At 65.6% G+C, this 19,235-nt stretch carries 14 protein-coding genes; 12 read left to right on the forward strand and 2 right to left on the reverse strand.

Going from position 1 to position 19,235, the window contains the following annotated elements:
* Nucleotides 1-17: 17 nt before the first annotated feature.
* Nucleotides 18-683 (reverse strand): 5-formyltetrahydrofolate cyclo-ligase, encoded by a 666-nt coding sequence (locus ACFPN5_RS10895; protein ID WP_379783042.1) that lies wholly within the window; start codon nt 681-683, stop codon nt 18-20.
* Between the two features lie 134 nt (nt 684-817).
* Between ACFPN5_RS10895 and ACFPN5_RS10900 the strand changes: the two genes are divergently transcribed.
* From ACFPN5_RS10900 to ACFPN5_RS10940, 9 genes are all read left to right on the forward strand, one after another.
* Nucleotides 818-2,839, forward strand: coding sequence for a lytic transglycosylase domain-containing protein (locus tag ACFPN5_RS10900; protein ID WP_379783044.1), 2,022 nt, complete (start codon nt 818-820; stop codon nt 2,837-2,839).
* A 185-nt stretch (nt 2,840-3,024) separates the two neighbouring features.
* Complete coding sequence (locus tag ACFPN5_RS10905) at nt 3,025-3,987, forward strand: complex I NDUFA9 subunit family protein (RefSeq protein WP_379783046.1); 963 nt, start codon at nt 3,025-3,027, stop codon at nt 3,985-3,987.
* A gap of 26 nt (nt 3,988-4,013) precedes the next feature.
* Nucleotides 4,014-4,733, forward strand: a complete 720-nt coding sequence (locus ACFPN5_RS10910) for a glutathione S-transferase family protein (protein WP_379783048.1) — start codon at nt 4,014-4,016, stop codon at nt 4,731-4,733.
* Between the two features lie 13 nt (nt 4,734-4,746).
* Nucleotides 4,747-6,000, forward strand: coding sequence for a multifunctional CCA addition/repair protein (locus tag ACFPN5_RS10915; protein ID WP_379783117.1), 1,254 nt, complete (start codon nt 4,747-4,749; stop codon nt 5,998-6,000).
* A 143-nt stretch (nt 6,001-6,143) separates the two neighbouring features.
* Nucleotides 6,144-6,584 carry a hypothetical protein gene (locus ACFPN5_RS10920; protein ID WP_379783050.1) on the forward strand — a complete coding sequence of 147 codons (441 nt, stop codon included), beginning with the start codon at nt 6,144-6,146 and terminating at the stop codon, nt 6,582-6,584.
* Between the two features lie 243 nt (nt 6,585-6,827).
* Nucleotides 6,828-7,949: an SMP-30/gluconolactonase/LRE family protein gene (locus tag ACFPN5_RS10925; RefSeq protein ID WP_379783052.1), complete on the forward strand. Its 1,122-nt coding sequence runs from the start codon at nt 6,828-6,830 to the stop codon at nt 7,947-7,949.
* 187 nt (nt 7,950-8,136) lie between these two features.
* Nucleotides 8,137-8,880, forward strand: a complete 744-nt coding sequence (locus ACFPN5_RS10930) for a CPBP family intramembrane glutamic endopeptidase (protein ID WP_379783054.1) — start codon at nt 8,137-8,139, stop codon at nt 8,878-8,880.
* 80 nt (nt 8,881-8,960) lie between these two features.
* The gene (locus ACFPN5_RS10935; RefSeq protein ID WP_379783056.1) at nt 8,961-10,538 is read left to right on the forward strand and encodes a diguanylate cyclase domain-containing protein; all 1,578 of its coding nucleotides are present in this window, start codon (nt 8,961-8,963) and stop codon (nt 10,536-10,538) included.
* 134 nt (nt 10,539-10,672) lie between these two features.
* A complete protein-coding gene (locus tag ACFPN5_RS10940) occupies nt 10,673-11,320 on the forward strand; it encodes a GNAT family N-acetyltransferase (RefSeq protein ID WP_379783119.1) in 648 nt (215 codons plus the stop codon).
* Nucleotides 11,321-11,329: 9 nt separating this feature from the next.
* Here the strand turns inward: ACFPN5_RS10940 and ACFPN5_RS10945 are convergent, their stop codons facing one another.
* The gene (locus tag ACFPN5_RS10945; protein ID WP_379783058.1) at nt 11,330-11,845 is read right to left on the reverse strand and encodes an Lrp/AsnC family transcriptional regulator; all 516 of its coding nucleotides are present in this window, start codon (nt 11,843-11,845) and stop codon (nt 11,330-11,332) included.
* 187 nt (nt 11,846-12,032) lie between these two features.
* Here ACFPN5_RS10945 and ACFPN5_RS10950 point away from each other — a divergent pair, with 187 nt between their 5' ends.
* The 3 genes from ACFPN5_RS10950 to ACFPN5_RS10960 all read left to right on the forward strand — a co-directional run bounded on the left by ACFPN5_RS10950 (nt 12,033) and on the right by ACFPN5_RS10960 (nt 19,229).
* Complete coding sequence (locus tag ACFPN5_RS10950; RefSeq protein ID WP_379783060.1) at nt 12,033-15,599, forward strand: indolepyruvate ferredoxin oxidoreductase family protein; 3,567 nt, start codon at nt 12,033-12,035, stop codon at nt 15,597-15,599.
* A 168-nt stretch (nt 15,600-15,767) separates the two neighbouring features.
* Entirely contained in the window at nt 15,768-17,342 is a 1,575-nt protein-coding gene (locus ACFPN5_RS10955) for a S41 family peptidase (RefSeq protein WP_379783062.1), read from the forward strand.
* A 117-nt stretch (nt 17,343-17,459) separates the two neighbouring features.
* Nucleotides 17,460-19,229, forward strand: a complete 1,770-nt coding sequence (locus ACFPN5_RS10960) for a M14 family metallopeptidase (RefSeq protein ID WP_379783064.1) — start codon at nt 17,460-17,462, stop codon at nt 19,227-19,229.
* The last annotated feature ends 6 nt before the right edge of the window (nt 19,230-19,235 follow it).

A 19,235-nucleotide genomic window follows, 5' to 3' on the forward strand; every position in this document is an offset into this window, starting at 1 on the left:
TTTTTTTGCCGTGCCGCTTACTCGACCGTAGTCGCTTCGGTCACGATGAGGTCGAGCGGCAGGTCGTGCACATCGGCCCCGAAATCGGCCTCCTGGCAGGCGTAAGCGATGCCGAGCGTGGCCGGCTTGACGCCGCCGGCCAGGGTGCGGTCATAAAACCCGCCGCCGTAGCCGAGCCGGTAGCCGTGCTCGTTAAAGCCCAGGCAGGGCACCAGCAGCGCCGGCGGACGCGGCACCGTGCGCAGCTGCGCCGGCACCGCGATCCCCATCGGATCGGTCAGCATCGGTTCGCCCGGCGTCCACGCGGCAAACGCCAGCGGCGCATGCCGTTCGACGACCACCGGCAGCGCCAGCGCGGCGCCTTCCAGCGCCAGCGCGCGGTAGGTGTCATGCAGGTCGGGCTCGCCGCTCAGGGGCCAGTAGACGGCCAGCAGGGGCGGGCGGGTACGGCGCCACCAGGCCAGCACCTGGGCGCCGATGCGCGCGTCGCGTTCACGCTTGCCGGCATCGTCGAGGCTGGCGCGCTGCGCCTTCAGCGCACGGCGCAAGGCGGCCTTGGCCGCTACCGCGCCTGCCGGTGGCAGCGGCGCGCCATCACCTTTTTGTTGCATTTCCACGTCGCCCGCTCCTGCTGCCTGTGCAGTCTTTCCGCACGCCACGCCGTCCTGTGCGATGCTGGACATTGCCTGCACCGCCGGCCGGGATTCCCCGGCCGTGCCCTCATCGCCTGCCGCCAGGGGCTCCGCTACGCTGGAGCTCGCTTGTGGCGGCACAATTGATGCGCATGGTATTCTTGATTTGCCGGTCATGTTTCGAAATGAAGGGTATAAACGCTGTGTTGTTGCTTCCATGGAAATTGATAGCCGGCGTAGTCTTCGCCGCCGCCGGCGCCTCCGTCCTGGCCCAGGTACCTGTAGCAACCGTGCCGCCCGTGCCGGGCGCCTCGACGGTTCCTGCCGCGCCGGGCGCCGCTCCTGTGAGCGACGCCTCGCGCGCCGAGGACGAAACCTTCCTGCTGCTGCGCGAAGCCGCCCGCCAGGACGACGCCGCCCGCGCCAACGCGCTCGCTTCGCGCCTGCCCAACTATGCTCTGCCTGCTTACGTGGACTATTATCGTCTCAAACCACGCCTGCGCGAGACACCGTACGAGGAAATCCGCAGCGTGCTGCGGCGCCACGAGGGCAGCGCCGTGGCCGACCGGCTGCGCACCGACTGGCTGCTGGAACTTGGCCGCCAGCGCGACTGGACCACTTTTGAGCGCGAATTCGCCCTGGCGACGCAAAACAGCGACCTGCAGGTGCGCTGCTACGCGCTCCTGATGCGCGCCGGGCGCGGCGAACCGGTCGTTGCCGAAGCGCGCACCCTGCTGGCCAATCCGCCGGCCTATGGCGAAGCCTGCGCCGCCCTGATGGCGCAACTGGCCCAGTCCGGCCAGCTCGGGCAGAACGAATTGCTGGCGCAATTGCGCCTGGCTGGAGAAATGGGGGCGACCGGCCCGTCGCGCCGCATCGCCCAGCTGCTGGGGGCTTCGGACGTGCGCGCGGCGCAGGCGGTCGATACACCGGCCGTGGCGATGGCGCGCGGCATCGGCGAGTCGCGCGCCGAGCACGAAATCTACCTGGTAGCCCTGGGCCGCATGGCGCGTACCAGCCTGAAACTGGCCACCATCGCGCTGAATAAAAACAGCGACAAGCTCACGGCCGAGGAACGCGCGGTCGGCTGGGCCAATGTCGCCCTGGCCGCCTCGATCGTGCTCTCGCCCGAAGCCCATGACTACTGGGTGCGCGCCGAAGGCGCACCGCTGACGAACTTCCAGCGCGAATGGAAAGCCCGGATGGCGCTGCGCCGCGGCGACTGGCGCGTGGTGGCCGCCACCATCGAGTCGATGCCGTCACCGCTGCGCGACGAATCGGGCTGGGTCTACTGGCTGGGGCGTGCCCACGCCGCCCAGGGCCGGCGCGAGGAGGGCGAGGCATTGTTCCGCCGCATCGCCACTCAGAACAATTTCTATGGCCAGCTCGCGATGGAAGAGCTGGGCGAGCTGGTGACGATTCCGCCGAGCGCGGCGCCGGTCCTGCCGTCCGAGGTCGATGCGGTAGCAAACCTGCCGGCCATGCGCCAGGCCATGAAATTCTACCGGCTGCGCCTGCGTGCCGAGGGCAACCGCGAATGGAACTGGGCGCTGCGCTCGCTCTCCGAGCGCCAGCTGCTGGCGGCCGCCGAATACGCGCGCCGCAACGACCTGCTCGATCGCATGGTCGAAACCTCGCTGCGCACCCGTACTGAGCTCGACTACAGCCAGCGTTTCCCGGCGCCGCACAACGAGATCCTGCAGCCGACCGCGAAGAGCCTGTCGCTCGACACGGCCTGGGTATACGGCCTGATCCGCCAGGAATCGCGTTTTATTACCGACGCCCGTTCGGGCGTGGGCGCGTCCGGGCTGATGCAGGTGATGCCGGCCACCGGTAAATGGGTGGCGGGAAAAATCGGCCTGACGGATTTCGTGCACGGCATGCTCAACGACCTGCGCACCAACATCACCCTCGGCGCCAACTACATGAACATGGTGCTCGAAAATAACGGCGGCTCGCAGGTGCTGGCCACTGCGGCCTACAACGCCGGTCCCGCGCGCTCGCGCACCTGGCGCGGCCTGCTCGAGGCACCGATGGAGGGCGCCGTGTTTGTCGAAACGATTCCCTTCAGTGAGACCCGAACCTACGTGCGCAACGTGATGTCCAACGCCACGAACTACGCGGCCCTGTTCGAACGGCGCCCGCAGTCGCTCAAGGCACGCCTCGGCACGATTACCCCGCGGGCAGGCGGTGTCGGACTTCCGTAGGGTGGTCGGCTCCACCCGGCAGCCCGCATCGACGCGGCCTGTACGCCGCCCACGCGTCCAGCGAACAGGCGAGGCGACGCGACGGTTCGGATGCCGCTTGAACGCGTGGGCGGCGCCAGCGCAGTGGATGGTCGACCACCCGGGTGTAGCCGGCCACCCTACGAAACTCATTTAGCGAGGACCCCATGCGCGACCCTCAGGTGGTGGTTTTTGGCGGTTCCGGTTTCATCGGCAGTCACCTGGTGGCGCTGCTGTCGCAGGAAAACATCCCGACGCTGGTGCCGACGCGCCATGCCGACCGCGTGCGCGAGCTGACCATGCTGCCGGGCGTGGACGTGGTCCAGGCCAATATCCACGACGGCACCGCCCTGCGCGACTTGCTGGCCGGGCGCACGGCGGCGATCAACCTGGTCGGCATCCTGCACGGCAGCCGCGTCCATCCGTATGGCCCCGAATTGCGGCGCGCCCATGTCGACCTGCCGCGCCGCATCGTCGACGCCTGCGCCGCTGCCGGCGTGCCGCACTACCTGCACATGAGCGCCCTCGGTGCCGACAGCCGCGGGCCGTCGATGTACGCGCGCTCGAAAGGGGACGGCGAGCTGGCCGCGCGCAGCCGTCCGGAAGTGGCCAGCACGATCTTCAGGCCCTCGGTGGTGTTCGGGCCGGGCGACCACCTGCTCACCACGTTCGCGAAACTGCAGCGGCGCCTGCCCGTGGTGCCGCTGGCCAGCGCCGCGACCCGGTTCCAGCCGGTGTACGTGGGCGACGTCGCCAGCGCCTACCTGCAGGCCTTGCGCGATCCCCATGCGCGCAACCAGGTGGTCCAGCTGGGCGGGCCGGCGGTGTATACCCTGGGCGAACTGGTGCAACTTGCGGGGCGCTATGCCGGCTGCGAGCGCCGCGTCATCGCACTGCCGGCCGGCCTCGCCCGGCTGCAGGCGCGGCTGTTCGAGCTGCTGCCGGGCGATCCGATCCTCACCCGCGACAACCTCGACTCGATGACGGTGGATAATGTGCTCGATCCGGCCGCGCCGGGCTTGACAGCGGCGTCGCTGGGAATCAAGCTCACTCCGCTCGAAGTGGTGGCGCCGCATTACCTGGCGCCGGGAGAACCGCTCGACAAATTGCGCACCCGCGCGGGGAGATGAACCCGCTAAACCCAACCAGGAACGACATGCAGACTACGGAACTCGACCCGGCCCTCTCGAACGCACTCGGCAAAGGGCGTTCGCCCGGCCTCACGCTCGTCATCGGCAACAAGAACATCTCCTCCTGGTCGATGCGGCCCTGGGTGGCGGCGGTCGCTTTCAACATTCCGTTCACCGAAGTGCGGCTCCTGCTCGACCAGCCCGACACCGCCGCGAAAATCGCGCAGTATTCGCACGCCGGCCGGGTGCCGGTGCTGCTGGCCGGCGAAATGACGATCTGGGACAGCCTGGCGATCTGCGAATACCTGGCCGAGCAGTTCCCCGACAAGCACATGTGGCCGCAGGACGTGGCGGCGCGCGCGCTGGCGCGATCGATCACTGCCGAGATGCACTCCGGTTTCGCGTCGCTACGCAACGACATGTCGATGAACATCCAGGCGCGCCTGCCGGGGCGCGGCCGCACCACCGGCGCCCAGGCCGACATCGGCCGCATCTGCGAGATCTGGGAAGACTGCCTGGCGCGCTTCGGCCACCGCGGTTTCCTGTTCGGCGAGTTCTCGATTGCCGACGCCTTTTACGCGCCGGTGGTGATGCGCTTCAGGACCTATGGCGTGACGCTGGCGCCGGCCCTGCAGGCCTATTGCGACCGCATGCTGGCGCATCCGGCGGTGGCGCGCTGGGTCGCCGAGGCGATGCAGGAAACCGACCCCACGCCGCTGCACGACGCCGACCTGCCCCGTGAATGACGGTGGCATGACGATGAAGACCTATGTCGTCGGCGGTGCCGTGCGCGACGAGCTGCTCGGCCTGCCGGTACAGGACCGCGACCACGTCGTCGTTGGCGCCACGCCCGAGCAGATGCTGGCGGCCGGCTTTCGCCCGGTCGGCAAGGATTTTCCGGTCTTCCTGCATCCGGACACGCACGAGGAATACGCGCTGGCCCGCACCGAGCGCAAGACCGCGCCTGGTTACCACGGCTTCGTCTTCCACACCTCGCCCGAGGTCACCCTGGAAGACGACCTGGTGCGGCGCGACCTGACCATCAATGCGATGGCGCGCGCCGAGGACGGCACGATTGTCGACCCCTACGGCGGCCAGCGCGATCTCGAGGCGCGCCTGTTCCGCCATGTGTCGGAAGCCTTTGCCGAAGACCCGGTGCGCATCCTGCGCCTGGCCCGCTTCGCCGCGCGCTTTCCGGATTTTACGGTCGCAGGCGAGACGCTGGCACTGATGAAAAAGATGGTGGCCGACGGCGAGGTCGATGCCCTGGTGCCCGAGCGCGTCTGGCAGGAACTGTCGCGCGGCCTCATGGAAGCTCACCCGTCGCGCATGCTGGCCGTGCTGCGCGACTGCGGCGCGCTGGCGCGCATCCTGCCCGAGCTCGATGCCTTGTGGGGCGTGCCGCAGCCGCCGCTGCACCATCCGGAAGTCGATACCGGCGTCCACATGATGCTGGTGATCGACGTCGCCGCCGAGCGCAAGCACACGCTGGCCGTGCGCTTCGCCGCCCTCATGCACGACCTCGGCAAGGGCATCACCCCGCCCGACAAATGGCCGGCGCACCACGGCCACGAAGGCATGGGCACCAAGCTGATTTCCGCGGTGTGCAAGCGCCTGAAGGTGCCGAACGACTGCCGCGACCTGGCCCTGATGACCGCGCGCGAGCACGGCAACGTCAGCCGCGCACAAGAACTGCGCGCCAACACCATCGTCACTCTGTTCGAGCGCTGCGACGCCTTTCGTAAACCCGAGCGCTTCGCCGACATGCTGGCGGCCGCCGAATGCGACGCCCGCGGGCGCGGCCACGAAACGCACGAGATGCGCACGCGCGCCTATCCGCAGGGGCCCTACCTGCTGGGCGCACTCGGCGCTGCGCGCGCTGTAAACGCCGGCGAGGTCGCGGCGCGCCATGCCGAGCAGCGCGACCGGATTCCCGAAGCCGTGCACCGCGAGCGCGTCAATGCCGTGTCGCGCTGGATCTACAGCGCGGCGCGCGCCGGGACGCAGCCGTAGCCTAGTCAGCGGCGCGATGGGAACGGCAAGCCAATCTGGCGCCAGATGGCATGACAACGGTGATGGTGAAAAAGCACGTATTTTGAAGCGGCATGCGTGTCATATAGTCCGTCTACATATACCGGGTGTCCGAATGGAGCGTCATGCCAAAACACGTGAACATTTTTCTAGCCATCGGCGCGCTTCTCAGCGCGAGTGCGGCGGTTCTTCATCTTTTCATGATCGTTGGCGGACCGAATTGGTATCGCTTCTTCGGTGCCGGCGAACGCTTTGCCAGGGCGGCCGCCCAAGGACGTTATTATCCAGCCGTGATCACGACCGGTATCGCAGCCGTACTGGGTTTGTGGTCCATTTACGCTCTGGCAGGAGCAGGCGCGATTCACGGATTGCCACTTCTCAGGCCTGTGCTGATCGTTATCACTACCATTTACGTCGTACGCGGGCTTGCGTTCGCGCCTGCGGTGCTCGCTGCGGGCCGCCCAGTTACGCCGTTCATTCTCTGGAGCTCAGCCATCTGCCTTGGGATCGGTATTGTCCATCTCGTGGGATTGATCCAGCGTTGGCCTGCACTTCGACCGACCTGACTGCGTCAGGCGGCATTGGCCGCTGGCGAGTGCTGCCTGTCGTGACATTAGGTGATTTTTCCGCTTTGGCAACATGCTATTCTGAGGCGGGCGGCCGCGTTTCTCTCCGCGGGTCTTCCGCTGGTACGGCTGCGTAAATGGTGTTGCCCATATTTCAGACGGGGCGGCACGACCATTCGACAGCAGCCGAACAACATCAGTCCGAACCGGTAACACCACAATCAAAACTCGACATTCCAATTCATGAAAAAGGTTCTTTGGATCCCTATGGTTCTTGTGCTGGCTCTCACCGCTTATCTTGCCTTTTGGCCGGTGCCAATTCAGCCAGTGGCCTGGCAGGCACCAAAGTTCACTGGCTTGACTGGCGCCTATGCCGAGAACAGCAAATTGGCAGACCCTGCGACCATTGACTTGGAGGGTGGGGTCGGCCCGGAGAGTGTAACGTTGGCACCTGACGGCAAGCTCTATATGGGCGTCATAGGTGGCAACATCCTGCGGTTGGCAGCCGTTGGCGGCGCTCCGGAAACCTTCGTCAATACCGGGGGCAGGCCATTAGGACTGACCGTTGACGCGCAAGGAAACCTGATTGTCGCAGATGCCTTCAAAGGATTATTGTCCATTGCCGCCGACGGCAAGCAGACCGTGTTGCTCCGCGCTGGCGCCGATGCAGAGGTCTCGTTTCCGAATGCGGTCGCCGTGTCGTCAAGTGGCAAAATTTATTTCACAGATTCGTCCAGGCGTTTTCCCGCCGCGTATTGGGGCTCAACAAACGAGGCCGCAATGCTCGAGGTTTTCGAGCAGTTGGCAAGCGGTCGGGTGATGGAATACGACCCGCAGACAAAGCACGTCCGCGTCGTCGCGGACAGGCTGAGCCTCCCGAACGGTATTGTGCTCAGCAGTGACGAGACGCGGCTGCTGGTGAGTGAAAGTGGTCGGTATCGGATATGGCAGATCGCGGCTTCTGCCGATCGGCTCGACCTGTCCCAGCCGTCCGAGTCGGCACGTGTGCTGCTGGATAATCTTCCGGCCTATCCGGACAATCTCTCACGTGGCTTGAATGGGCGGATTTGGCTGGGTCTGGCCGGACAGCGTAATGTGCTGGACCAGATGGCTGACCGTCCATTCCTGCGCCAGATGATTCTTCGAATCCCACGCTTCATGTGGTCGATGCCTAAACCATTTGGACATGTCCTTGCGTTCACCGAGGATGGTGTAGTGGTGGCTGATCTGCAGGACCCGACAGGACAGTCACCGACCACCACCGGCGCTACGGAAACAGCCGAGCATTTGTACATCCACAACGTCGACGGTAAGGGCCTGGGCTGGTTGCGACGCCAGCGTTTCGAAGCCGGATTGAAACCTTAGCTAAAGAGAAATATTGCGGCTCCCCCTAGAAACGAAAAGCGCGACTGATTGAATGGCCGCCTCGGGTTGCGGACGTCCAGGGCTGTGGCCCGCCACGTTCGTTGTTCACCAGCCTATGCATGATGAATGGACGGCCTCGCTCCTCCTTCGTATAGTCGAGTGATTTTATTCACGCGGGAGAAAACGGATGCACGCAATCGACGTCAAGGCAGGGTGGCGCGCCGTACCCTTCGGCATCGCGGGTGTGGCGCTCGCCTTTGTCTTTGCCTCGTCCCTCGCGCGCGCCATTGCCATGTTCGGCCCGTCGAGCTGGCGCGCGCTATTCATGCTGACCTGCATGGCCATGGCGGCCTTGCCCTGGCTCGTGCTCAGCCGCACGGGCCGCCGCCAGATCGGCCTGCAGCGGCCGCGCCATGTGCTCTGGCTGCCGCTGGCCCTCGCACTCGGCGTGCTGGCGGCGAGCGCCAGCTTCTGGCTTGGCGTCAGCCTCTACGGCGCCGGTGCGGATCATTGGTTCGTCAGTGTTTCGCGCAACTACCGCGCCATGCCGACCGCAGGCTGGAGCCTGTTGCAGCTGCACTTGGCGTTCACCATCGTTGCCTGCCTGTTCAGCCCGATCGGCGAAGAGATCTTCTTCCGTGGCTTCCTGCAAAAAGTGCTGGAAGACCGCCATGGCGCCGCCCGCGCCACGCTGATGGAGTCTGCCCTGTTCGCGCTGGTGCACCTGTGCCACCACGGCATCCTGGTCACAAGCACCGGCATCAGTCTGCAGCCGGTTTCGGGCGCCCTGTGGGTGGCGCAAATGTTCCTGTTGTCGCTGATGTTCGCTTGGCTACGCCTTCGATGCGATTCGATCGTGCCGGCCATCGTCGCCCACGCCGCCTTCAACGCCGCGATGAATCACTGGATTTTCACCCACCTTTGGGCTTGAGCGGCGTTTAATAGTTACATTAAGTGTTACAAGAAGTACGAAGTGCGCGAGGGGCGTGGCGCTTTTGCTATGCTCCGTGAATGAGTAGATTGTTGCGACAGAAGGACAAGTTATTCGCGGCGTTCATGCGCCGCCTGGAGACGATGCACCCCAAGCGGCGCCTGCGTGCCGCCGCCATTGCGGCACTGGCGCTGGTGGCGCTGCTCGCGTTCCTTTACACCCGCACCACCGGCGTCGACGTCGACACCCGCAACCGCGTGATGTTCGACCTGCAGGAGCTGCGCCAGCTCGACGCCGAATGGGACGCCAACCTGCTGCGCGCCCACATCGGCAGCGGCGCGGCCGATGCCCGCCTGGCGACGACGCTGCCCCAGATGAACGAACTGACCGCCAGCATCGGCGAAGCGCTGCCGCAGAAGCATGGGCGTGGTGCGGAGCGCGCGCACGCGGCGCTGGTCGATTCGCTGCGCATCAAGGCCAGCTTGGTCGCCCGCTTCCGCACGCTCAACCCGCCGCTGCGGGCGGCCCTGGTGTCGCTGCCGCCCGCGCTGGCCGACCTCAAAACAGAGCTGGGCGGCATCGAAGGCGCGCTCGCGCCCGGCCAGGTGGTGGTGCGCATCGACGCGCTGCTCAACGACCTGCTGGCCGATACCCTGCGCTACAACCTGATGCCGGCGCCCGCGCTGGCGCGCCGCATCGAAGGCAACCTGGCGCAGGTGGAGGGGCAGAAGGAGCGTTTTTCGCTGGCGGTGGCCGAACAGATCGACGCCATTGCGCGCGACACGCGCACCATCCTCACCAACCGCCCGCTTGAAAACGAGGTCGAAGGGCGCATTGCCGCGCTCGGCACCGGCGAAGCGATGGCGCGCCTCTCGCGCGAACTCGACCGCGCTTTCCAGGCCGAGGTGCTCGAGCGCCAGCGCTACCGCGGTTTCCTGTTCGCCTATTCGATCCTGCTGCTGGCCCTGCTGGCCTATGCCGGCTGGCGCCTGCGCCGCAGCTACCGCATCATCAACGACGTCAACCACCGCCTGCAGGCCGCCAACGACACGCTGGAACACCGGGTGGCCGAGCGCACCGCCGAACTCGAGGCGCAGTCGGCCAAACTGGCGCGCCTGGCGCAGCACGACAGCCTGACGGGCCTGGTGAATTATGGCCAGCTGACGCGCCTGCTGGAGCTGGCGCTGGTGCGCGCGGTGCGGCGCGACAGCGTGGTGGTCGCCATGTTCATCGACCTCGACGGCTTCAAGGGCGTGAACGACACCTGGGGCCATGCCACCGGCGACCTGGTGCTGCAGCTGGTCGCGCGCCGCGTGCAGAAAGTGCTGCGCGCCGAAGACGTGCTGGCCCGACTGGGCGGCGACGAGTTCGTGGTGCTGCTGGAAGGGGTCGGCTCGCCCGAGGGCGCCCTGCGCATTGCGCGCCTGGTGCTCGACCAGATCGAGGGCATTACGGAAGCCGACGGCAATCCCGTGTCGATCTCGGCCAGCATCGGCATTGCCGCCGCGCGCGGCCGCGCCGGCGCCGACGCGGGCGCGGCCAAGCTGCTGGCCGACGCCGACCAGGTCATGTACGCGGCCAAGCAGGCGGGCAAGGGCACCTTCGTCATCAGCCCGAAGGCGCAGTGGAAGACCGAGGCGCCGGCCGGCACAGCGTAAACTGCCTGGCGCGCGGCCGGCCGCACCCCATTCGGCTACAATGAGGCCAATGGTGCAGTGCACAAAAACGGAAGCAATGGATGCAAGACAACCCGCGCGACAAGTCACAGAAGAGCGCGCCTGGCAGCGCGATCATGAACTGGTTCGCCAGCCTGGCCGGCACGGCCGCGCGTCCGGCAGTGCTGGTCAAGGCCCTGGGCAAGCGCGACCGCCGCCGCATGCTGCGCCATTTCCTGGCGCTCGACGATGCCGACCGCCTGCTGCGCTTCGGTACCGTGCTGCCGGACGAGCAGATCCACGCCTATGTGGAGAAGATCGATTTTTCGCGCGACATCGTGTTTGGCGTGGTCAGCCGCGTGTTCCAGCTGGTCGGCGTCGGCCACCTGGCGTTTGCAGCGCGTGAAGCGGTCAAGCCTGGCGCTACGGTTAAACCCCGGGTCGCCGAGTTCGGCGTGTCGGTTTCAAAGTCGGCGCGCGGGCAGGGCGTCGGCTCGCGCCTGTTCGAGCGCGCGGCCATCCATTGCCGCAATTCCGATATCGACACCCTGTATATGCAATGCCTGTCGACCAACCGCACCATGATGCATATCGCCAAGAAAGCGGGCATGCAGATCAAGCGCGAATATGGCGAAGCCGACGCCTACCTGCACCTGCCGCCGCCTAGCCCGGGCAGCGTGATGCGCGAAGCGGTGGAAGAACAGTTTGCGTTGATCGATTACACGGTGAAGGCGAATGCGCGCGCCGCCGTGAAGTGGTTCACGCCCCGCAAACGCAGCGAATAAACTCCGGCATTACCGCGCGGGTGCTTCCCCAATCGGCAGCGCCGTCGTCTCCTTGATCCTCTGCAGCGCAAAGCTCGACTTCACATCCAGCACCGACGGGTGACGCAGCAGCGTTGCCATCATGAAGCGCGAGAAGTGGTCCATGTCCTCCACGTGCACGCGCAGCAGGAAATCCATCTCCCCGGTCATGGCATAGCAGGCCACCACTTCCGGCCAGGCCGCCACGGCCTGCGCGAACTCGAAACGCGGCGAGGTTGCCGGCACGCGCGAGTTGGCCGGACCTTCGCTGTGCTTTTCCAGGCGCACATTCACATACGCGAGCAAGCCCAGGCCGATCTTGTCCGGGTCGACCAGCGCCACGTACTGGCGGATCACGCCGGCTTCCTCGAGGCGCTTGATGCGGCGCAGGCAGGGCGAGGGCGACAGGTTCACGCGCTCGGCCACGTCCTGGTTCGACAGGCGCCCGTCGGCCTGCAGGATCTCGAGGATCTTGCGGTCGGTTTTATCCAATTCGATCTTTGACATAAATTTCCCTTCACCTCAGCAGAACCGCAATTTTATTGCGCAACTGGCTCGGCGTGGGGAATTGATTGGTATTTAATGCCGGTCCCACAAGACTATACTGATGCCGATAACGGAGGAGACATTCTCCGGGCGGCGCACCTAACAATAACGATGCCGCCATACCGAACCATAACGGAGACAACCCCCAATGAACGCACCCCTGGACCGTTCCCAGCTGCAGCCGCAGCCGGGGTCACAGCCGAACCACGCCATCGCCCTCGACGACAAATGGACGCTGGAGCGCGGCCGCGCCTTCATGACCGGCACCCAGGCGCTGATCCGCCTGCCGATGCTGCAGCGCGAGCGCGACGTCAAGGCCGGCCTGAACACCGCCGGCTACATCACCGGCTACCGCGGCTCGCCCGTCACCGCCGTCGACCAGACCGCGATGAAGGCGAAGAAGCACCTCGACGCCCACCACGTCAAATTCCACCCGGGCATGAACGAAGACCTGGCGGCGACCGCCGTCTGGGGCACCCAGCAAACCAACCTGTACAAGGACGCCAACTACGACGGCGTGTTTGCCATGTGGTACGGCAAGGGCCCGGGCGTGGACCGCTGCGGCGACGTTTTTAAACACGGCAACAACGCCGGCTCCGCCAAGAATGGCGGCGTGCTGGTGCTGGCCGGCGACGACCATGCGGCGAAATCCTCCTCCACTGCGCACCAGTCCGACCACATCCTAACCCACTGCGGCATCCCGGTGCTGTATCCATCCTCGGTGCAGGAATACATCGACTTCGGGCTGCACGCCTGGGCCATGAGCCGCTACACCGGCCTGTGGGTGTCGATGAAGTGTGTTACCGACATCATCGAGTCCGGCGCCGTGGTCGACCTCGACCCGGACCGCGTGCAAATCCAGCTGCCGACCGACTTCGAGCTGCCCGAGGGCGGCCTGAACATCCGCTGGCCGGACGCCGTGCTCGACCAGGAAGTCCGGATGAGCAACTACAAGTGGTACGCGGCGCTGGCCTATGCGCGTGCCAACAAGCTCAATAAAATCATCTGGGACAGCCCGGCGCCGAAGATCGGCATCATCACCGCCGGTAAAAGCTATGTCGACACGCGCCAGGCCCTGGCCGACCTCGGCATCGACGAACAGGCAGCCCGCGACATCGGCCTGCGCCTGTACAAGGTCGGCATGACCTGGCCGCTCGAATCCGAGGGCGTGCACGAGTTCGCGCGCGGCCTGGACGAAATCCTGGTGGTCGAAGAAAAGCGCCAGGTGATGGAATACGCGCTGAAGGAAGAGTTATATAACCTGCCCGACAGCGAGCGTCCGCGCGTGGTCGGCAAGTTCGACGACACCGGCGAGTGGCATAACAAGAACCGTACCGGCCACGGCGACTGGCTGCTGCCGGCGACCTACGAGCTGAACCCGGCGCAGATCGCCCGCGCCATCGCTTCGCGTATTTCGCACTACTGCGCCGGCCACCCGGTTGCCGAGCGCGTCAAGGAACGCATCGCCTTCCTCGAGGCGAAAGAGCTGGTGTTGAAAAACATCCCGGCCAAGGCGAATCCGGAAACCGACCGCATCCCGTACTTCTGCTCGGGCTGCCCGCACAACAGCTCGACCAAGGTGCCGGAAGGCTCGCGCGCCATGGCCGGCATCGGCTGCCACTACATGGTGCTGTGGATGGACCGCGAAACGTCCACCTTCACCCACATGGGCGCGGAAGGCACGACCTGGATCGGCCAGTCGCCGTTCACCAGCGAAAAGCACGTGTTCGTGAACCTGGGCGACGGCACCTACTTCCACTCGGGCATCCTGGCGATCCGCGCGGCCGTCGCCGCCAAGGTGAACATCACCTACAAGATCCTTTATAACGACGCGGTTGCCATGACCGGCGGCCAGAACGTCGACGGCCCGCTCGACCCGGGCATGATCACGCGCCAGATCGCGGCCGAAGGGGTGACGCCGATCATCGTCGTCACTGACGAGCCGGAAAAATACCCGAGTGACTACGCCTGGGCCGAAGGCGTCACCGTGCGCCACCGTTCCGAACTGATGGACGTGCAGCGCGAACTGCGCGAGATGCCGGGTGTCTCTGCGGTCATTTATGACCAGACCTGTGCTTCGGAAAAGCGCCGCCGCAGGAAAAAAGGCGAATTCCCCGACCCGGCCAAGCGCGCCGTCATCAACGAAGCCGTCTGCGAAGGTTGCGGCGACTGCTCGGTGCAATCGAACTGCCTGTCGGTCGAGCCGCTGGAAACGGAACTGGGCCGCAAGCGCCAGATCAACCAGTCATCGTGCAACAAGGATTTTTCCTGCGTCTCCGGCTTCTGCCCGAGTTTCGTCACCGTCGAAGGTGGCGGCCTGAAGAAGCCGAAGAAAGCCGCTACCACTGAAAACGCGCCGCCGGTCCTGCCTGAGCCAAACGTCCCGCGCGTGGATGCGCCGTTCGGCATCCTGGTGGCCGGCGTCGGCGGCACCGGCGTCGTCACCGTCGGTCAGATCCTGGCGATGGCGGCCCACGTCGAAGGCAAGGGCGCGATCGTGCTCGACCAGAGCGGCCTGGCCCAGAAGGGCGGCCCGGTGATGTCGCACGTGCGCCTGGCGCAGCACCAGTCGGACCTGCACTCGACCCGCGTCGGCACCGGCAGCGCCGACCTGGTCATCGGTTGCGACCAGATCGTCACCGCCAGCCGCGACGCACTCTCCCGCATGGGCGAGGGCCGCACCTGGGCCGCCGTCAACGGCACCGGCTCCACCACGGCGGCCTTCGTGAAAAACCCGGACTGGCAGTTCCCGGGCGAAGGCTCGCGCGCCGCCATCGTGCAGGCCTGCGGCGAGGGCAACGTCGAGTTCGTCGATGCCGGCCAGATGGCGACCGCCCTGATGGGCGACGCGATCGCGACCAACATGTTCATGCTCGGCTACGCCTTCCAGAAGGGCCGCGTGCCGCTGCTGGAAGCCTCGCTGATGCGCGCGATCGAACTCAATGGCGTGTCGGTACCGTTCAACAAGGCCGCCTTCAACTGGGGCCGTACCGCCGCGCATGACCCGGCGTCGGTGAAGAAGGTGACGACCCCGGCCAAGGTGGTCGAGTTCAAGCGCACCCAGACGCTCGACGAGGTGGTCAACCGCCGCATCGAACTCTTGACCGCTTACCAGAACGCCGGCTATGCCGCGCAATACAAGGCATTCGTGGATCAGGTGCGCGCCGAGGAAGCCAGGCTGGGCAAGGGTACGCGCCTCTCCGAAGCCGTGGCCCGCTACTTCTACAAGCTGATGGCCTACAAGGACGAGTACGAAGTGGCGCGCCTGCACACCGATCCGGCCTTCAAGGAAAAGATCGCGAACATGTTCGAAGGCGACATCACCATCAAGTACCACCTGGCGCCGCCGCTGCTGGCCAAGCACGACAAGGAAGGCCGCGCGATGAAGAAGGAATACGGTTCGTGGATGATGGGTGCCTTCGGCGTGCTGGCTAAATTGAAAGGCCTGCGCGGCACCCCGTTCGACGTGTTCGGCTACTCCGCCGAGCGCAAGACCGAGCGCGCCCTGATTGGCGAATACCGTCAAACAGTGATGGCGTTGCTGCCGAAGCTGTCAAGCGAGAACCTGGCGCAAGCCGTGGCGATCGCCAGTATTCCGGAAGACATCCGCGGTTACGGCCACGTGAAGGAGCGTCACCTGAAGGCAGCGAAAGCGAAGGAAGCTCAACTGTTGTCGGCGTTCCACAATCCGCAAGGCATGACGCACGCCGCCTGATCATTCACGGCGCATGCCTCCGAGCGCCAGCTCCGGCCCCCAGCCGGTCTGGCGCTTTATTTATTTGCGGAAATTAAACTTTATCGCGAAAAAACCTCGCCCGCAGCTTCTCAAACGGGCGAGCTTGTCTTACTCTCGTCAGACAAATTTGTCTGGATATATTTCCCTATGAAATCGCACATCACCCAATCTGGCCGCACGATCCCGACCCTGCGCCTGGTCTGTAGCACCCTCGCGGTCGCATTCACGCTGGCCGCCTGCGGCGGCGGTGGCGGCAGCCCCGGCGAAACGACGACGCCCGCACCACCACCGCCGCTGTCGACGACCGGCGAGCCGGACGTCGCGACCCTGGGTGATGCGTTCTCCACCTACTGGAACCTGTGCGCCAAGCCGCGTACCGGCATCGACCCCTACACCGGCAAGGCCTACCCGGACAAGCAGGGCACCCTGCGCGACGAGCTGACCTTCCTGCGCGCCTGGTCGCACCAGTACTACCTCTGGTACAACGAAATCCCGACCGACATCAAGATGGCCGATTTCACGGACCCGATTGCCTACTTCGAGAAGCTGAAAACGCCGGCGCTGACCGCGGCCGGCACGCCGAAGGACAAGTATCACTTTACCTACAAGACCGAAGAGTGGGACAAGCTGAGCAAATCTGGTATCGAGCTCGGCTACGGCATCAACTGGTCGAGCGCCGGTCCGACCGCGCCACGCAACTGGGTGGTCGCGACCGTGGAAGCGGGTTCGCCCGCTGCGCTGGCCGGCCTGCGCCGCGGCGACCAGCTCGTCAGGGTCGACGGCGTCGACTTCATCAACGCCACCGACCGCGCCCTGGTCGACACGATCAATGCCGGCCTGTTCCCGGACACGCCCGGGGAGGTGCACAGCTTCACCGTGCGCCGTAACGGCATCGAATATCCTGCGACCATGCAGGCCGCGGACGTCCAGGCTTTGTCGGTGAAGATCACGAAGACCATCGATACCGCGACCGGCAAGACCGGCTACATCTCCTTCGATAACCACAACGCGGTCGCCGAGCGCCAGCTGATCGACGCCTTCACGACGCTGCGCGACCAGGGCGCGAGCGACCTGGTGCTCGACCTGCGCTACAACGGCGGCGGCCTGCTGCACCTCGCCGCCGAGCTGGGCTACATGATCGCCGGCCCGGCGTCGAGCGGCAAGGTCTTCGAGCGCCTGCAGTACAACAACAAGATCAAGGTGGACCCGGAGGACACGATCCTGTTCCAGTCGACCGCTGTCGGCTTTTCAGCCGGCGCCGGCACGGTCACGCGGGGCACGCCGCTGCCCACCCTGAACCTGAAGCGCGTGACCGTCCTGACCACCTCGGGCACCTGCTCGGCGAGCGAATCGGTGATCAATGCGCTGCGCGGCATCGACGTCCAGGTAGACGTGATCGGCGCCCAGACTTGCGGCAAGCCGTACGGCTTCACGCCGGTGCCGAACTGCGGCACGACCTACTTCTCGATCGAGTTCGGCGGCGTCAACGCCAAGGGCATCGGTGACTTCTCGAACGGCTTCGCGCCTACCTGCGCCGTGGCCGACGACTTCACGCGGGAACAGGGCGACCCGCAGGAAGGCCTGCTGGCCACCGCCTTGTCCTACCGCCAGACCGGGGTCTGCCCGCCATCGGGTCGATCGTCGGTGGCTGCGATGTCGGCGCTGCGCACGCAAGTGCGTCCGGAGGTCTCGCAGATCAAGATCCACAACAAGGCCAGGTAAGTATTCTTCCCCCCTGCACCGCCGACGCCACCTTCGGGTGGCGTTTTTTTATGCGCCAGCAGCGCTGCCCGACTATAATTTTCGGCTTGCCCCCTTTCACCTGCCGGAGCCTCATCGATGATTCGTTCTGCGTTACTGCTTGCGCTGCTCGCCGCCGTGCCCCTTACCCATGCCGTGGCCGCTGCGCCTGACCTGACAACGGTCTCCGAGCGCTCCGGCTTCCAGGCCACTGGCCGCTACGAGGAAGTCGTCAAGCTGTGCGCAGCGTTTGAAAAGGCTTACCCGAAGGCGGTCAAATGCATCGAATTCGGCCGCACGCCGGAAGACCGCCCGATGCTGGCGCTGGTCGCCACCCCCACCGGCGCCTTCACGCCGCAGGCAGCCGCCAAGGCCGGCCTACCGGTGACGCTGATCCAGGGCGGCATCCATGCCGGCGAGATCGACGGCAAGGACGCCGGCTTCCTGGCGCTGCGCGAGGTCCTCGAGGGGCGCCTGGCCAAAGGCGCGCTCGACAAGCAGGTGCTGCTGTTCGTCCCGGTCTTCAACGTTGACGGCCACGAGCGCTTCGGCCGGTGGAACCGCCCGAACCAGCGCGGCCCGGTCGAGATGGGCTGGCGCACCACCGCCCAGAACTTCAACCTGAACCGCGACTACGTGAAAGCCGACTCGCCCGAGATGCAGGCGATGCTGGCGCTGGTGAACAAATGGGATCCGCTGACCTACGTCGACCTGCACGTGACGAATGGCGCCAAGTTCCAGCACGACGTCTCGATCCAGGTCGAGCCGGTGTATTCGGCCGATCCGGAATTGCGCAAGGCGGGCCTGGCGCTGCGCGCCAACGTCATTGCCGACATCGCCAAGCTGGGCTCCTCGCCGCAGACCTACTACATGTCCTTCGCCAAGACCGACGATCCGCAGTCGGGCTTTGTCGACAACGTCTCCGATCCACGCTTCTCGACCGGCTACTTCCCGCTGCGTAACCGCCTGGCGGTGCTGGTCGAGACCCACTCGTGGAAGGACTATCCGACCCGTGTGCGCATCACCCACAATACGGTCATCTCGATGCTGGAGCAAGTCGCGAAGAACGGGAAACAGTGGCAGCAGGCCACGCTTGCCGCCGACGCCAGGGCGCAAAAGCTGGCCGGCACCCCGGTGGCGCTGACCTATAAAACCACCGACAAGACGCAGATGGTCGACTTCAACGGTTACGAATACACGCGCACCCCGTCCGAGGTGTCGGGCATCCTGATGACGCGCTACGACGAAACCAAACCGCAGGTCTGGCGCGTGCCGCTGCGCGAGGACGTCGTGGCCGACCTCGAAGTGGCGGCGCCGCGCGCCGGTTACATCGTCCCGGCGGCACATGCGGCAATGGTCGCGACCACACTGACCCGGCACGGCATCAGCTTCCGCAAGCTCGATAAATCCCTGGAACGCGCGGACGTCGAGACCTTCCGCGCCGACAAGGCAAGCTTTGGCGCCAAGTCCTTCGAATCGCACCAGCGGCTGACGGTGGAGGGCAGCTGGAAGAGCGAGCCGCGCAGCGTCGGGCGCGGCGCGCTGTTCGTGCCGATCGCGCAGCCGAAGGCGCGCCTGGTGATGGCGATCTTCGAACCGCAGGCGCCGGACTCGCTGCTGGCCTGGGGCATGTTCAACAATGCCTTCGAAACGAAGGAATACATGGAGGAGTACGTCGCCGAGGACGTCGCGCGCGCGCAGATGGCTGCCGATCCGGCGATTGCCGCCGAGTTCAAGCGCCGTGTCGAGAGCGATCCGGTGTTCGCGAAAAATGCCCATGCGCGTCTGGAATTCTTCGCGCGCCGCCACTCGTCGTGGGACGAGCGCCTGAACCTGTACCCGGTGCTGCGCACAAACGTGGCGCCGTAAGGTTGG

This window comes from Massilia niabensis (genome assembly GCF_042655085.1).
GTDB lineage: Bacteria > Pseudomonadota > Gammaproteobacteria > Burkholderiales > Burkholderiaceae_D > Telluria > Telluria niabensis.

Bases quoted from the DNA above. Each gene is read 5' to 3' on its own strand.
- ACFPN5_RS10895 (WP_379783042.1), bottom strand. From the start codon at position 683: ATGTCCAGCATCGCACAGGACGGCGTGGCGTGCGGAAAGACTGCACAG.
- ACFPN5_RS10900 (WP_379783044.1), top strand. From the start codon at position 818: ATGAAGGGTATAAACGCTGTGTTGTTGCTTCCATGGAAATTGATAGCC.
- ACFPN5_RS10905 (WP_379783046.1), top strand. From the start codon at position 3,025: ATGCGCGACCCTCAGGTGGTGGTTTTTGGCGGTTCCGGTTTCATCGGC.
- ACFPN5_RS10910 (WP_379783048.1), top strand. From the start codon at position 4,014: ATGCAGACTACGGAACTCGACCCGGCCCTCTCGAACGCACTCGGCAAA.
- ACFPN5_RS10915 (WP_379783117.1), top strand. From the start codon at position 4,747: ATGAAGACCTATGTCGTCGGCGGTGCCGTGCGCGACGAGCTGCTCGGC.
- ACFPN5_RS10920 (WP_379783050.1), top strand. From the start codon at position 6,144: ATGCCAAAACACGTGAACATTTTTCTAGCCATCGGCGCGCTTCTCAGC.
- ACFPN5_RS10925 (WP_379783052.1), top strand. From the start codon at position 6,828: ATGAAAAAGGTTCTTTGGATCCCTATGGTTCTTGTGCTGGCTCTCACC.
- ACFPN5_RS10930 (WP_379783054.1), top strand. From the start codon at position 8,137: ATGCACGCAATCGACGTCAAGGCAGGGTGGCGCGCCGTACCCTTCGGC.
- ACFPN5_RS10935 (WP_379783056.1), top strand. From the start codon at position 8,961: ATGAGTAGATTGTTGCGACAGAAGGACAAGTTATTCGCGGCGTTCATG.
- ACFPN5_RS10940 (WP_379783119.1), top strand. From the start codon at position 10,673: ATGAACTGGTTCGCCAGCCTGGCCGGCACGGCCGCGCGTCCGGCAGTG.
- ACFPN5_RS10945 (WP_379783058.1), bottom strand. From the start codon at position 11,845: ATGTCAAAGATCGAATTGGATAAAACCGACCGCAAGATCCTCGAGATC.
- ACFPN5_RS10950 (WP_379783060.1), top strand. From the start codon at position 12,033: ATGAACGCACCCCTGGACCGTTCCCAGCTGCAGCCGCAGCCGGGGTCA.
- ACFPN5_RS10955 (WP_379783062.1), top strand. From the start codon at position 15,768: ATGAAATCGCACATCACCCAATCTGGCCGCACGATCCCGACCCTGCGC.
- ACFPN5_RS10960 (WP_379783064.1), top strand. From the start codon at position 17,460: ATGATTCGTTCTGCGTTACTGCTTGCGCTGCTCGCCGCCGTGCCCCTT.